The following is a 13,693-nucleotide window of genomic DNA, read 5'->3' as shown; positions in this document are numbered from 1 at the left end:
CCGCCCGTCCGGCAGCATCTTGCTCCGCAGGAGCTCGGCGGCCTCGAGGGCGCGGGGGTCTCCCGACAGCCCCATTCGGGACAGCAGCAGCAGGGCCGGGAGGATGCCGTAGTGCCAGAACTCCGGGTACCGAAGCTTGACCCACCGCGGGTCGATCGGACGCCCGGTCGAGGAAGATTTGAAGAGCCGGTGTGCCAGCAACAGCTCGGCCGCCCGTTCGGCGGCCTCCCGGGCCGCAGGATCGCCCGTGGCTTTGCAGAATGCGTAGAGCCCCTTGGCGGCGGGCAGCGTCTCATGGAAGGAGGAACGGCGCCCGCTCGCGCCGACGTCGCAGTTCCAGCCGCCGTCGGGCCATTGCCAGAGCACCAGGTCGTGGGCCAGTTGAGCCACCCGGGGATCCGACGCCATTCCCAACCGGCTGCAGACGTAGACGGCGTTTCCTTCCTGCGATGCGCAGCGTCGGGTGAGTCCGTTGATGACACGGATCTGGCTCCGGTGCTGGTCGCCGTGCAGCCACCCGAGCACCGTACCGGCGGCGTCCAGCAGTGACGGTGCATCCGCCGCCGTGACGCCGAGGTCGACGAGGGAGACGAGCCGCCAGTGCGCGCCCGTCCATTTCCGGTAGGGATGGACCCCGAAGCCGCCGTCGGGCTGTTGGCCGGACAACAGGGAGGACACGACCCTGCCGTTGGTTACGGAGCCTTCGGCCCACGGGGTGCCGAGGAAGTCCAGCTGCGCCGCGCGGCGCACGGCAGGTTCCGGGGATGCCGCCAACCACGCAATGGCGGACAGCCACGCATCCTGGTTCATGGCTCGACGCTACGCAGGCGGGCAAGGGCGAGTGAGGGGCTTAAGGCCCTAACCGGCGGTGGCCCCCCGGCGCACACTGGAGTGTCGGCGGCCTCTTGGTGCTGCCGCCCGGATCATGCGATGCAGAACAGACCGCGCCACGGAAAAGAGCAGGATTCAGAATGAACAAACCAATCGTCGTCGGTATCAACGGATCGGCCGGAAGCGAGGCCGCGCTGACGTGGGCCCTGGAGCGGGCGGCCCGGGACAAGCTTCCGGTCATCGCCATCCACGCTGTGGACGACCGCTGGATGTCCCCGGATTTCCAGTACCACGAGCTCATCAGGCAATCGGGTATGGAACTGCTCCAGAAGGCACAGGCCAGCGCCAGCGAGCAGGCGCCCGACGTCAAGGTGGACATCCAGCTCCGTCATGGCAGCGGCGGCTCGGTGCTGCGGGAGGTTTCCAAGGAAGCGTCCATGGTGGTCGTCGGCGAGCATGACAAGCATTGGATGGACGGCGGTCCAATGACGGACCGTGCCCTGCAGATCGTCTCCGCCTCGGAAATCCCCGCAGCAGTGATCCCGCTGAAACGCGGCGGAGACCACGGAGTGGTGGTTGGTGTGGATGGCTCCGAAGAGTCCCTGCAAGCCGTGAGCTTCGCCGCAGCGGAAGCAGACCGGGGCGGTGACGAGCTGACCGTGGTCCTCGCTTTCCGCAGGCCGGCCCGCTGGGTCGAGAACCAGCTGCCGAACAGCGGGCTCGCCGAAACCATCCTCGAGGAGGACCGGGTCGTCCTGGCCGAATCCGTCGCCGGGCTGGGCGACAAGTACCCCGACCTCGTCGTCCACCAGCGCCTGGAGACCGACACCGAACCCGCCAAGGCGCTCGTCGAAGCCGCCAAGGACGCGCGGCTCCTCGTGGTGGGCAGCCGCGGCCGTGGAGGCTTCTCCCGGATGTTGCTCGGCTCCACCGCCCACGCCGTCCTTCTCAACGTGCCGTGCCCGACCCTCGTGACCCGGGTACACAAGGTCAAGCACGGGGACTGACCGGTAGGGCCAAAAATCCTCCGCGAGAGAGCCCCCCCGAAGGGGCTTTCTTGCGGCGAGACCCTTGAGGCTTCCTCAGCCGGATGGGTGGATGATCCCGTGGAGCGCGTCTTCGATTTTGTCGGTCACTTCTGGTGGCTCATTTTCCCGCTGAGCGGACTGTTCGGAGGCTGGGCGCGCTCCTGGGCCAGGGCCAGCGAACGCCGTCACCGACGCCGGGTGGAACTCTACAAACTCCGGAACCAGGCGGCGGAGGTGGAGCAGGCCGGCCGGTCCGAGGTCGGGCATCTTTCGAACTTGCCTTCGACGTCGCCGAGCGGGAAGCGCGGAGGATCAGGGACAGCAGCTTCTCCGGCCCGGAACGGGAGCGTCTCGCGACGGCCCGGAAGCTACCGCGGATCGCGGCNCCGCCGCCACACCGGCGGAGCGGCAAACCGCGTACAAGCGTGCGCGCCGCCAGCTGGACGGGCTCATTGTGCTGCCGGACGCCGCACTTGCCGCGCTGGAGGAGAGGATCGCCGGGATGATTGACGCCGGGAGGGCGCCCGACCTCCAGCAGGGCTGACGGACCCCGAGTGCAGCATGGACCCGCAGGGCTGCGCACGTCCGGCGCTTGTTTTGCCCTGCTGCCTTTCCCCCGTACGATCTAAGGCGTCAGGCTACTTTGCTGAACGCTGCACCCCCGCCCGGTTAACTCCGTACGAATGTTGTGGCAACGGGGAATGAAACCGCTGACCGTCGACTCTGCAGATTGGGCAACAGGTGGGAATCACCATCATGGTGGCGCTGGTGATAGCGCTGGCACTTTTCTTTGACTTCACGAACGGCTTTCACGACACGGCCAACGCGATGGCCACCCCCATCGCCACCGGTGCGATCAAACCCAAAACGGCAGTCGCTCTCGCCGCCGTGCTGAACCTGGTGGGCGCGTTCCTGTCCACGGAAGTGGCCAAGACCGTCTCGGGCGGCATCATCAAGGAAGGTTCCGACGGGATCCAGATCACGCCGGAAATCATTTTCGCGGGCCTCATGGGCGCCATCCTTTGGAACATGATCACATGGCTGAAAGGCCTGCCGTCTAGTTCCTCGCACGCGCTCTTCGGCGGACTGATCGGCGCGGCCATCGCCGGCATCGGCATCCACTCGGTGAACTTCGAGAGCCTCATGCAGAAGGTGATCCTCCCCGCAATCTTCGCTCCGATCATCGCCGGGGGCGTCGCGTACCTCTGCACCAAACTGGCCTACGCGCTCACCTCCCGCCACGACGCCGAGACCGGCAGCAAGCTCACGCAGAAGCGCGGTGGCTTCCGCACCGGCCAAATCTTCACTTCCAGCCTCGTTGCCCTCGCCCACGGCACCAACGACGCACAAAAGACCATGGGCATCATCACGCTTGTGCTGATCGCCGCCGGCACCCAGCAGCCCGGCTCCGGACCCCAGTTCTGGGTCATTGCCACCTGCGCCCTCGCCATCGCGCTTGGCACCTACTCCGGTGGCTGGCGGATCATCCGCACCATGGGATCCGGACTTACGGACGTCAAGCCTGCCCAGGGCTTCGCCGCCGAAAGCAGCACCGCCTCCGCCATCCTGGCCTCCTCGCATCTCGGGTTTGCACTGTCCACCACCCAGGTGGCGTCCGGCTCCGTCATCGGTTCGGGCATGGGCCGCCGCGGCACCACCGTCAGGTGGGGCACCGCCGGAAAGATTGCGCTCGGCTGGCTCTTCACGCTGCCGGCTGCCGGGATTGTGGGGGCCTTGACCGCGCTGCTCGTGAAGACCGGTGTCGGTGGGGTGGTCATTGCCGCCGTGGCTGGCACCGCGGCCGTGACCTACATGTTCCTCCACTCGAAGAAGTCGCATGTCGGACACCACAATGCCGTCGAAGTTGAGGAAGCCGGCGCCGCCGTGCGCTTCCGCAAGAAGAAGGCGCTTGCCGTCAGCCGCGCCAACGACAAGCCGAAGGGCGACCTGTAATGAAGTGGCTGGAACTGGTTCAAGTGGCGGGTGCAACGCTCGTCGCTGCAGTGACCGTCGTGGTCCTGTACGCCCTGGGGGTCCGCCTCACCGCCATCGCCGGCGACGTCAGTGAACGAAAGCCGGCTTGGGTCCGGCCGCTCGCCTACGTGTGCTTTGGCCTGTGCGGCCTCGCCGTGCTGTTCGGGCTGTACTTGATCATTCCCTACTTCAGCAAGTAGCGCGCCTCCGCATGTAGCGCGGAGGATGGGCACCCCGGCCGGGATTGGCTAGGCTGGTGCCATGCCTGGATTCCAGTATTTTGTCGCGTCCTCGCTGGACGGATTCATCGCCACCGCTGACGACGAACTGGACTGGCTGCTCCAGTTCGACGGTTTCGCCGGCGGCAAGGAAAGCTACGACGCCTTCATGGCCGACGTCGGCTGCATTGTGATGGGCGGCGACACCTACGCCTGGCTGCGGAAGCACGAACCCGGCACCTGGCCGTACCCCTCGACGCCCTGCTGGGTTTTCACGCACCACGAGCTCTCTGCCCCCCCGGGAGCGGACGTGACGTTCGTCCGCGGGCCCGTCGCTGAATTCGTCGAGGACCTCAAGGCCGACGCGGGGGGCCGGAACGTCTGGATCGTCGGCGGAGGTATCCTCGCGGCGCAGTTCGCGGACGCCGGTGCGCTCGACGAAATCATCATTTCGATCATCCCCGTGGTCCTCGGCAACGGCAAAGCGGTGCTGCCCATGGCAGGGCCGACGCCGCCCCTGGAGCTGGTTTCGTCGCACACCCTGGGGCGGGGCATTGTGGAGCTGCGCTACCGGTTCGGGCGCAGCCCGGCTTAGGCCCTGTGCAGTGCCTACCCGGCGATGTCGCGGATCAGGTTGGTGATGCGCGCCGTCGACAGCCGGCGGCCCTGCTCGTCCGTCATCACGATCTCGTGGGTCGTGAGGGTTCGGCCAAGGTGGATTGCCGTGCACGTGCCGGTCACGGTGCCCGCGGTGATGGACCGGTGATGCGTCGCGCTGACGTCAATTCCCAGGGCCTGGCGCTTCGGCCCGGCGTGCATTCCGGCGGCAAAGGAACCCAGCGTCTCGGCCAGCACCACATGGGCGCCGCCGTGCAGTACTCCGGCCACCTGGGTGTTGCCCTCCACCGGCATCGTGCCCACCGTGCGCTCGGGACTCATCTCCAGGAAATGGATCCCCATCTTCACCACCAGGGCTCCCACACCGTATTGCCCAAGCCAGTCGTGCATTTCCTCGGGAATCCCGGCAGCTGCCAGCTCGGCCGCGTACGGGCCCGGCGTGAAATTGTCCTTCATGGGAACTAGGCTGGCACCTGTGAGCGAAACTACCAAACCGGCCCCTTCCCCCCATTCGGCAGACACCGCAGCAGACCCGGCACCTGCCGCCGGCGCTGCCTCCGTCCTCGTCGCCGAGCCCGCGAAGAAGCCCCGCCGCGCCGTCGCGGAGGTCTCCGCCACCGAAGCCCCGGTGGTGCCCATCACCGACCAGCCCCGGCTGCTGGTCCTCGACGGCCACTCCATGGCTTTCCGGGCCTTTTACGCGCTGCCGGCCGAGAATTTTGCCACGTCGACGGGCCAGCACACCAACGCCGTCCACGGCTTCACCTCCATGCTGATCAACCTGATCAAAGAGCAGAAGCCCACGCACGTCGCCGTGGCGTTTGACGTCTCCGACGACACGACGTTCCGCAAGGCCGAATACGACGGCTACAAGGGCGGCCGGAATGAGACGCCCCGGGAGTTCAGCGGCCAGATCGACCTGATCGAGAAGGTCATGACGGCCTGGGGCATCAAGACCATCAGCATGCCGGGCTTCGAGGCTGACGACGTTCTTGCCACGCTGGCCGCCCAGGGCGAGGCCGCGGGCTATGAAGTGCTGCTCGTCTCCGGCGACCGCGACACCTTCCAGCTCATCACGGACAACGTCTTTGTGCTCTACCCGAAGACCGGCGTGAGCAACATCCCGCGGATGGACGCCGAGGCCATCGAGGCCAAGTACTTCGTCACGCCCCCGCAGTATTCGGACCTCGCCGCACTGGTCGGGGAGTCGGCCGACAACCTTCCCGGCGTGCCCGGCGTCGGCCCCAAGACCGCTGCCAAGTGGATCAACCTGTACGGCGGCCTCGAAGGAATCCTGGCGAACCTCGACTCGATCGGCGGCAAGGTGGGCGACGCCCTCCGGGAGCACATTGAGTCCGTCAAGCGGAACCGCAGGCTGAACCGCCTCCTGACCGACCTGGAACTGCCCGTTTCGCTCAAGGAGCTGGAGGAGCCCCGTCCGGACCACGATGCGATCGAGGAGATCTTTGACCGGCTGGAGTTCAAGACGCTCCGCACCAGGCTGTTCGCCCTCTACGGCAACGAAGCCGAGGACGCCGGGCAGGACAGCATCGACGTCCCGGAGTTCTCCACCCTCAGCGACGCGGTGGAGCTCAAGGCATTCTTCGACGCCGGCAAGGGCTACCGCTCCGCCCTCGCCGTCGACTTTGCCCCGGGCCGCATCGTCGACGACGCCCCGGCGATCGCCGTGCTCCGCAAGGAAGCGGCGGCCTACATCGACCTCACGGCGCTGGACGCCGAGGCTGAGTCCGTGCTCGCCGGTTGGCTCCTTGACCCGGAGGCAGCCAAGGTCACCCACGGCTTCAAGGCCGCGCTGAAGGCCTTCACCGCCCGAGGCCTCGGGCTGGACGGCGTCGTGGACGACACCTCGATTTCCGGCTACCTGATCCAGCCGGACCGCCGCAGTTACGAACTCGCCGAGCTCGCGCAGCACCACCTCAAGATGACGGTTTCCACGGAGGCTGCCAAGACCGGGCAGCTCGAGCTCGCCTTCGGGGGAGAGGACGACGGCGCCGCGGCCGGCGCGCTGGTGCAGCAGGCCGCCGTCGTGTTCGCCTTGAGCCACCACTTCGAAACGGAGCTGAGGGTCCGCCAGGCCCAGGAGCTGCTGACCAGCCTGGAACTGCCGGTCAGCCAGGTGCTGGCCCGGATGGAACTTGACGGCATCGCCGTGTCCATGGACCGGATGAACGAGCAGCTTGCGGACCTGGCCAAGGTGATCGACAACGCCCAGGAGCTGGCCTTCGCCGCGATCGGGCACGAGGTGAACCTCGGCTCGCCCAAGCAGCTGCAAACGGTGCTGTTCGAGGAACTGGGGCTGCCCAAGACCAAGAAGATCAAGTCCGGCTACACCACCGACGCCGCCTCGCTGAAGAACCTGCTGGAAAAGACCGGCCACGAATTCCTGGTCCAGCTCATGGCCCACCGGGAATCCGCGAAACTGCGGCAGATGGTCGAATCGCTGAAGAAGTCCGTGGCCGAGGATGGCCGGATCCACACCACCTATGCCCAGAACGTGGCCGCCACCGGGCGGATCTCCTCCAACAACCCGAACCTGCAGAACATCCCCGTCCGCAGCGAGGAAGGCCGCCGCGTGCGGAGCATCTTCGTCGTGAGCGACGGCTACGACTGCCTGCTGTCCGCCGACTATTCGCAGATCGAAATGCGGATCATGGCCCACCTTTCCGGCGACCCCGGACTGATCCAGGCCTACAAGGAGGGCGAGGACCTGCACCGCTACGTGGGCTCGCACATCTTCCATGTGCCCCCGGCCGAGGTCACCAGCGCGATGCGGTCCAAGGTCAAGGCCATGTCCTACGGCCTGGCCTACGGGCTGACGTCGTTCGGGCTGTCCAAACAGCTGGAGATCTCCGTGGACGAGGCCCGGACGCTCATGAAGGAGTACTTCGAGCGCTTCGGGGCGGTCCGCGACTACCTCCGCGGCGTCGTGGAGCAGGCCCGGATCGACGGCTACACCGCCACCATCGAGGGACGGCGGCGGTACCTGCCGGACCTGACCAGCACCGACCGCCAGCTCCGCGAAATCGCCGAACGGGTGGCCTTGAACTCGCCCATCCAAGGCTCGGCCGCGGACATCATCAAGCGCGCCATGCTGGGCGTCTCAGGCGCGCTGGCCGGCCAAGGCCTGAAATCCCGGATGCTGCTGCAGGTCCATGATGAACTGGTCCTCGAAGTGGCCCACGGCGAGCGTGACGCCGTGGAGAAGCTCGTGACCGAGCAGATGGGCTCGGCCGCGAGGCTGACCGTTCCGCTGGACGTGCAGATCGGCATCGGTTCCAGCTGGTACGAGGCAGGGCACTAGCCGTCCAGTCAGCGCGGTGTCCGGGGGTCCCTCCAGAGGGTCCCGGGCACCGCAGGATTTCCAGGGGGAGAACACATGGCAGAGAACTACGAGCTCCGACGGTTCCGTGCAGCCGAAAAGGGCGAACCGGACTACGCGCTGGGGGTTTCCTGGCTGCGCGGTGTCGGCGTCGGGTTCTACGACGAGCGGCACAAGGACGAGTTCGTGGACAAGGTCATGGCCATGTACCGCGTGGACAACCGTGAAATGACCGGGGTCTACCAGACCGGTGCCGTCGCCGCCCACTCCCTGTCGGCCGACATCCCGGTGGCAACCTTCGGGACCCTGCGCAAAGACCTGAACGTCGGCTATGGCAGGCAGCTCGAAACGCAGCTGATCACCGCCGTGACCGTCCGCGGAACCCACCGCCGCCAGGGGCTCCTGCGCCGGATGATGACAGCGGACCTGGCCGCGTCGAAAGCCGACGGCCTGGCGATCGCTGCCCTGACGGCGTCGGAGGCCTCCATCTACGGGCGGTTCGGCTTCGGCGTCGCGACGTTCGAACGCAGCATCAAAGTGGACACCGGCCCGCGGTTCCGGCTGCGGCACAATCCGACCGGCACCGTGGAGATCGCCGACCGGAAGGTTCTGCTCGAGCTGGCACCGGCGGTGTTCGACCGCGTCCACCGGGTCACCCCGGGGTCGATCGTGCGGCAGGACGCGTACCGGCAGCGCAGCTCGGGAACCCTCGGCCGGGACGGCGCGGAGGACGAGTCAATCCGCTGTGCCCTGCACTACGACGCCGGCGGCGTCGTGGACGGCTATGTCGCCTACAAGTTCTCCGGCTGGGACACCAAGCCCCACACCATGGACGTCATCGACCTCGTGGCGGCAACCGAGTCCGGCTACCTGGAGCTGTGGCAGTTCCTCGGCAGCATCGACCTCATCCAGCGGGTCACGTGGGCCGAAGCCCCCGTGGACGACCCGCTGTCGTGGGCCCTGGAGGACCCGCGCTGCATCGAGTCCTCCGAGAACGGAGACATGCTCTGGCTCCGGATCCTGGATACGGCCAAGGCCCTGGGTGCGCGACGCTACTCATCCGACGGCAGCCTGGTCCTGCACGTCACCGACAGCCAGGGCCTCGCGACCGGGACGTTCACTCTCGTCGTGAGCGCCGGCGAAGCACGCGTGGAGGCTGCCCCGGAGGGCGCCAAACCGGACCTCACCCTCGACGTCGCGGAACTCGGATCCATCTACCTGGGCGCTGTCTGCCCGGTGACTCTGACGGCCGCCGGCCGGATCACGGAGCACACTCCGGGGGCCGCGCGGACAGCGCGACTCATGTTCGCCGTCGAACGCGCGGCGCACTGCCTGACGCATTTCTAGGGGCCTCCGCCGTCCAGTTGCGCCGTCCCGTTGCGCTTTGACCGGCGTTCCCGTATACGACTAGACTAAACGGGCGTGTACTACGTGCGCGCATCTTCAATCCACAAATCAGGATGACCCGGCGATATGCCGTGTTCTGTGCCCGTGTCGCCGACCCGGGTGCAGCGGTTTGCCTGACCGACTCACTATCCACAACGGAGCCCCTACTACATGACCATCACCTCCACCGAGAAGCCCGGTACCCCCGTAGTCGCGATTAACGACATCGGTACCGCTGAGGACTTCCTCGCAGCAGTCGACGCCACCATCAAGTACTTCAACGACGGAGACCTCGTCGAAGGTACCGTCGTCAAGGTCGACCGCGACGAAGTTCTGCTCGACATCGGTTACAAGACCGAAGGTGTCATTCCCTCCCGCGAGCTGTCCATCAAGCACGACGTTGATCCCGGAGACGTCGTCTCCGTTGGCGATCTCGTCGAAGCCCTGGTGCTCACCAAGGAAGACAAAGAAGGCCGCCTGATCCTCTCCAAGAAGCGCGCTCAGTACGAGCGTGCCTGGGGCGACATCGAGAAGGTCAAGGAAGAAGACGGTGTCGTCACCGGTACCGTCATCGAGGTTGTCAAGGGTGGTCTTATCCTCGACATCGGTCTGCGCGGCTTCCTCCCCGCATCCCTCGTCGAGATGCGCCGTGTGCGCGACCTTGCTCCGTACATCGGTCAGAAGATCGAAGCCAAAATCATCGAGCTGGACAAGAACCGCAACAACGTTGTGCTGTCCCGCCGTGCATGGCTCGAGCAGACCCAGTCCGAGGTCCGCTCCACGTTCCTCAACAAGCTGGAAAAGGGCCAGGTTCGTCCCGGCGTCGTTTCCTCCATCGTCAACTTCGGTGCCTTCGTGGACCTGGGCGGCGTAGACGGCCTCGTTCACGTTTCCGAGCTGTCCTGGAAGCACATCGACCACCCGTCCGAGGTTGTCGAAGTTGGCCAGGAAGTCACCGTCGAGGTCCTCGAGGTCGACCTGGACCGCGAGCGTGTGTCCCTGTCGCTCAAGGCTACGCAGGAAGATCCGTGGCAGACCTTCGCCCGCACCCACGCCCTCGGGCAGGTTGTTCCGGGTAAGGTCACCAAGCTGGTTCCGTTCGGCGCGTTCGTTCGCGTTGAAGACGGCATCGAAGGCCTGGTCCACATCTCCGAGCTCGCCGTGCGCCACGTTGAGCTGGCCGAGCAGGTTGTCTCCGTTGGTGACGAGCTGTTCGTCAAGGTCATCGACATCGACCTCGAACGCCGCCGCATCTCGCTGTCCCTCAAGCAGGCCAATGAGGGCGTCGACGCCGAGTCCACCGAATTCGACCCGGCTCTCTACGGCATGGCCGCTGAGTACGACGAAGAGGGCAACTACAAGTACCCGGAGGGCTTCGATCCGGAGTCCAACGAGTGGCTTGAAGGCTACGAGACGCAGCGCGCCGCCTGGGAGCAGCAGTACGCTGACGCCCAGACCCGCTGGGAAGCCCACAAGAAGCAGGTTGCCCAGCACGCTGCCGACGACGCTGCAGCTGCAACGTCCGGTGAGAGCGACTCCGGCACCACCAGCTACTCCTCCGAGCCGGCTGCAGCCGAGTCCAACACCGGTGGCGGCACGCTCGCTTCCGACGAGGCTCTTGCAGCACTGCGCGAGAAGCTGACCGGCAACTAACTGCCACTCGTTCCCGGGGAGTCCGCTCCCCGGGGCTTGGCAGTTCGTAGCTTGAAGTAGCACCGTCAAGGTGGCCGTCCCTGCGGGGGCGGCCACTTTGCGTTGTGGGACATGCCCAGTGGGTTTAGGCCCAGGGGGACATGCCCAGTGGTGGGTGCTGCCATTGAACATGTGGGCTCTATGTCCACCCTTCGGCCCTGGGGCGGGACATGCCCAGAGCTGCTGGTGGGTCCGTGCCGCGCCGCGCCGGGGGAGCATGCCCGGTCTGCCGGATGGTCGCGGCGAGGGGACATGTCCAGTTCCGGCTCCCGACGTCGGACATGTGGCCACTATGTCCTTTCGCATTCCCTACGGGGGAGCATGTCCGGCGGCGTTCGATGATGATGCCTCGACTGAGTTCAAGTTCGAGAACACCCCGATCAACCTGCTGAATTCCTCAGAAGCACCGGAACTCGTAGTCCTCGCCGCGGCTGCTTCCCTCGAGGCAGGCGCCCGGATGCAGTCCACCATCTAGGTGGACGACGCCAGGTGAGATTGCGGTCGCGGCCGCGTAGCCATGGGCGCGGGGACATGTCCAGTCGTGGCGCCGGCGGGTGGGCACATTGGGACGATGTCCAAGCTCTGCGGCCAGCGTGGGGCATGTCCACCACTGGCTTTGGCCATGCACGGGACATGTCCAGCTTTGGCCCCGGCGGGTGGGCACACCGGGACTATGTCCAAGCTCTGCGGCCAGCGTGGGGCATGTCCACCGGTGGCTTCGTGGCCATGCACGGGGCATGTCCAGTGGCGGGCCGGGCGGGTGGGCACAACGGACGCTAGCGCAGCGCGATTTTGGCCTTGACCGGGACCGCTGCCGCGTCGGAGGCTTCGCCTTCCTGGAGCTCGGCCCCGGCTGAGCGCAGGAGGACCAGCGCCGCGGCATTCCCGGCTGTTGTGTCGGCCTCCAGCACCGAAGCCCCGGACGCGGCGGCCCGGGCGATGACGAGGCGAAGGGCCTCCCGGGCGATCCCCTTGCCCCGGAAGCTGCGGCCGAGCCAGACGCCGGTTTCCAGCGCGCCTGCCCCGGACCGCTTGAGGCGGATGGATCCTGCCAGTTCCCCGTCGGAGCTGATGGCCCAGCTTTTTTGCTGTGCGGGCCCGTCGAGCCCTGCCGCCGCATGGTGGTATTCGCGGAACCAGCTGATCCTTTCCGAGTTCCAGCCCGCGGCGCTGCCCAGGGGAGGGGTCACCTCGTCCGCGTCGGCGTCCTGGATCGCCACGGTCAGGAGTTGCTCCAGGACCGTCTCGGAGACATCGACGAGGCGGACAGCGGCGGGGGTGGGCTCAGCGGCCTCGGAAGGCTCAGTGGGGGACATCGATCCACTCCGTTTCTCCAGGCAGCAATTCGGCGGTTCCGGCAGACAGCGAGGCGAGCCGTTCGCCCGCCCGAGCCAGGCCCGCCGGATCATCCGGCAGAGCCAACCTCAGGACAGTAGTTTGCGCCCCATAACTGGTTTCTGCCATCACATATCCGGCGGCGCGCAACTCGTGTTCCAGCCGCCCGGCCGCCGTATGGGGAACACTGACCGAGCAGATCCGCAGCCGGCGGCGCTGCACCAGCGGCGCCCGGTCCAACGCGGCGGACACGGATTCCGAGTAGGCCCGGACGAGACCGCCGGTGCCGAGCAGGATCCCGCCGAAGTACCGCACCACCACAGCGGTCACGTCGCTGAGGTCCGTTACGCCTGGCGCGGTTTCGCGTTTCAGCAGCGCGTCGAGCATCGGGATGCCGGCTGTGCCGGACGGCTCGCCGTCGTCGTTGGAACGCTGGACATCGCGGTCCGGACCGAGCACGAAGGCGGAGCAGTGGTGCCGCGCGTCGTGGAATTCCCGGCGCAGTCCGGCGAGGACCGAACGGGCGCTCTCCTCGTCTGCGGTGCGGTGCAGCACGGTGATGAAGCGGGAGCGTTTCACATCGATTTCGTGGCGGAACTCCGGGCCCGCCGCCAGCGTGGTGTAAACAGTGGCCCTGCTCTCCGGGAAAACCGCGTCATCAGCCACCGGATCAGTTTAGTCTGGTGGGGTGCTGAAAATCGGGTTGACGGGCGGCATCGCCTCAGGCAAGTCAGTGGCCGCCTCGCGCCTGCGCGAACTCGGTGCCGTGGTGATCGACGCCGATGCCCTGGCCCGCGAGGTCGTGGAGCCCGGAACGCCGGGGCTCGCCAAGGTGGTGGACGCCTTCAGCAAAGCCGTCCTGACGCACGACGGCGGCCTCGACCGGCCGAAGCTCGGCGCCCTTGTCTTCGGCAACCCGGATCGCCTCGCGGTGCTCAACAGCATCATCCATCCCCTCGTCCGGGAGCGTGCCGCCGCGCTTGCCGCAGCCGCCCCTAAAGCCGGCGTTGTGGTCCAGGACATCCCGCTCCTCGTCGAGACCGGCCAGGGCCACAATTTCCACCTGGTCGTGGTGGTGGACGCCCCGGACGCGGTCCGGGTGCAGCGCATGATGCAGCACCGGCACATGACCGCCGCGGATGCGCGGGCCAGGATGGCGGCACAGGCCGGCAGGCAGGACCGGCTGGCGGCGGCAGACGTCGTGCTGGACAACTCAGGCTCCAAGGAGGAACTCCGGGACGCGGTGGACCGGCTCTGGAAGTTCCGGCTGG

The 13,693-nt window shown here is 66.8% G+C and carries 13 protein-coding genes; 9 read left to right on the top strand and 4 right to left on the bottom strand.

The window, feature by feature from the left end:
* Positions 1-810 (bottom strand): hypothetical protein (locus K789_RS0115135; protein WP_051181090.1); only part of this gene is annotated, 810 nt, incomplete at its 3' end.
* 161 nt (positions 811-971) lie between these two features.
* On the opposite strand from K789_RS0115135, the gene K789_RS0115130 reads away from it, so the two are divergent.
* The 4 genes from K789_RS0115130 to K789_RS0115105 all read left to right on the top strand — a co-directional run bounded on the left by K789_RS0115130 (position 972) and on the right by K789_RS0115105 (position 4,646).
* Entirely contained in the window at positions 972-1,838 is an 867-nt protein-coding gene (locus tag K789_RS0115130) for a universal stress protein (protein WP_024367495.1), read from the top strand.
* Between the two features lie 762 nt (positions 1,839-2,600).
* Positions 2,601-3,812, top strand: coding sequence for an inorganic phosphate transporter (locus tag K789_RS0115115; protein WP_024367493.1), 1,212 nt, complete (start codon positions 2,601-2,603; stop codon positions 3,810-3,812).
* The gene (locus tag K789_RS0115110) at positions 3,812-4,033 is read left to right on the top strand and encodes a hypothetical protein (protein ID WP_024367492.1); all 222 of its coding nucleotides are present in this window, start codon (positions 3,812-3,814) and stop codon (positions 4,031-4,033) included. The genes K789_RS0115115 and K789_RS0115110 overlap by 1 nt, the downstream gene beginning before the upstream one ends.
* 61 nt (positions 4,034-4,094) lie before the next feature.
* Positions 4,095-4,646 carry a dihydrofolate reductase family protein gene (locus tag K789_RS0115105; protein ID WP_024367491.1) on the top strand — a complete coding sequence of 184 codons (552 nt, stop codon included), beginning with the start codon at positions 4,095-4,097 and terminating at the stop codon, positions 4,644-4,646.
* 14 nt (positions 4,647-4,660) lie between these two features.
* Here the strand turns inward: K789_RS0115105 and K789_RS0115100 are convergent, their stop codons facing one another.
* Positions 4,661-5,125 carry a hotdog fold thioesterase gene (locus K789_RS0115100; RefSeq protein ID WP_024367490.1) on the bottom strand — a complete coding sequence of 155 codons (465 nt, stop codon included), beginning with the start codon at positions 5,123-5,125 and terminating at the stop codon, positions 4,661-4,663.
* Here K789_RS0115100 and polA point away from each other — a divergent pair.
* The 4 genes from polA (at position 5,124) to K789_RS0115080 (ending at position 11,562) form a co-directional block, all read left to right on the top strand.
* Positions 5,124-7,991: a DNA polymerase I gene (gene polA / locus K789_RS0115095; protein WP_084507589.1), complete on the top strand. Its 2,868-nt coding sequence runs from the start codon at positions 5,124-5,126 to the stop codon at positions 7,989-7,991. The two genes, K789_RS0115100 and polA, sit on opposite strands and share 2 nt — an antisense overlap.
* 75 nt (positions 7,992-8,066) lie before the next feature.
* Positions 8,067-9,356: a GNAT family N-acetyltransferase gene (locus K789_RS0115090; RefSeq protein ID WP_024367488.1), complete on the top strand. Its 1,290-nt coding sequence runs from the start codon at positions 8,067-8,069 to the stop codon at positions 9,354-9,356.
* A 210-nt stretch (positions 9,357-9,566) separates the two neighbouring features.
* A complete protein-coding gene (gene rpsA / locus K789_RS0115085; protein ID WP_024367487.1) occupies positions 9,567-11,048 on the top strand; it encodes a 30S ribosomal protein S1 in 1,482 nt (493 codons plus the stop codon).
* A gap of 331 nt (positions 11,049-11,379) precedes the next feature.
* Positions 11,380-11,562 (top strand): hypothetical protein, encoded by a 183-nt coding sequence (locus K789_RS0115080; protein WP_024367486.1) that lies wholly within the window; start codon positions 11,380-11,382, stop codon positions 11,560-11,562.
* A 301-nt stretch (positions 11,563-11,863) separates the two neighbouring features.
* Here K789_RS0115080 and K789_RS0115075 read toward each other — a convergent pair whose 3' ends face one another.
* Both K789_RS0115075 and K789_RS0115070 read right to left on the bottom strand, forming a co-directional pair.
* The gene (locus K789_RS0115075; RefSeq protein ID WP_024367485.1) at positions 11,864-12,403 is read right to left on the bottom strand and encodes a GNAT family N-acetyltransferase; all 540 of its coding nucleotides are present in this window, start codon (positions 12,401-12,403) and stop codon (positions 11,864-11,866) included.
* Positions 12,390-13,088: an IMPACT family protein gene (locus K789_RS0115070; protein ID WP_024367484.1), complete on the bottom strand. Its 699-nt coding sequence runs from the start codon at positions 13,086-13,088 to the stop codon at positions 12,390-12,392. Before K789_RS0115070 ends, K789_RS0115075 begins: the two co-directional genes overlap by 14 nt.
* A 22-nt stretch (positions 13,089-13,110) precedes the next feature.
* On the opposite strand from K789_RS0115070, the gene coaE reads away from it, so the two are divergent.
* Positions 13,111-13,693, top strand: a 583-nt coding sequence (gene coaE / locus K789_RS0115065; protein ID WP_024367483.1) for a dephospho-CoA kinase, incomplete at its 3' end; no start/stop codon positions are given.

Source organism: Arthrobacter sp. TB 26 (genome assembly GCF_000427315.1).
GTDB lineage: Bacteria > Actinomycetota > Actinomycetes > Actinomycetales > Micrococcaceae > Arthrobacter.
The sequence above is the reverse complement of the archived record's forward strand: the minus strand, read 5'-3'. Positions and strand labels throughout refer to the sequence as shown.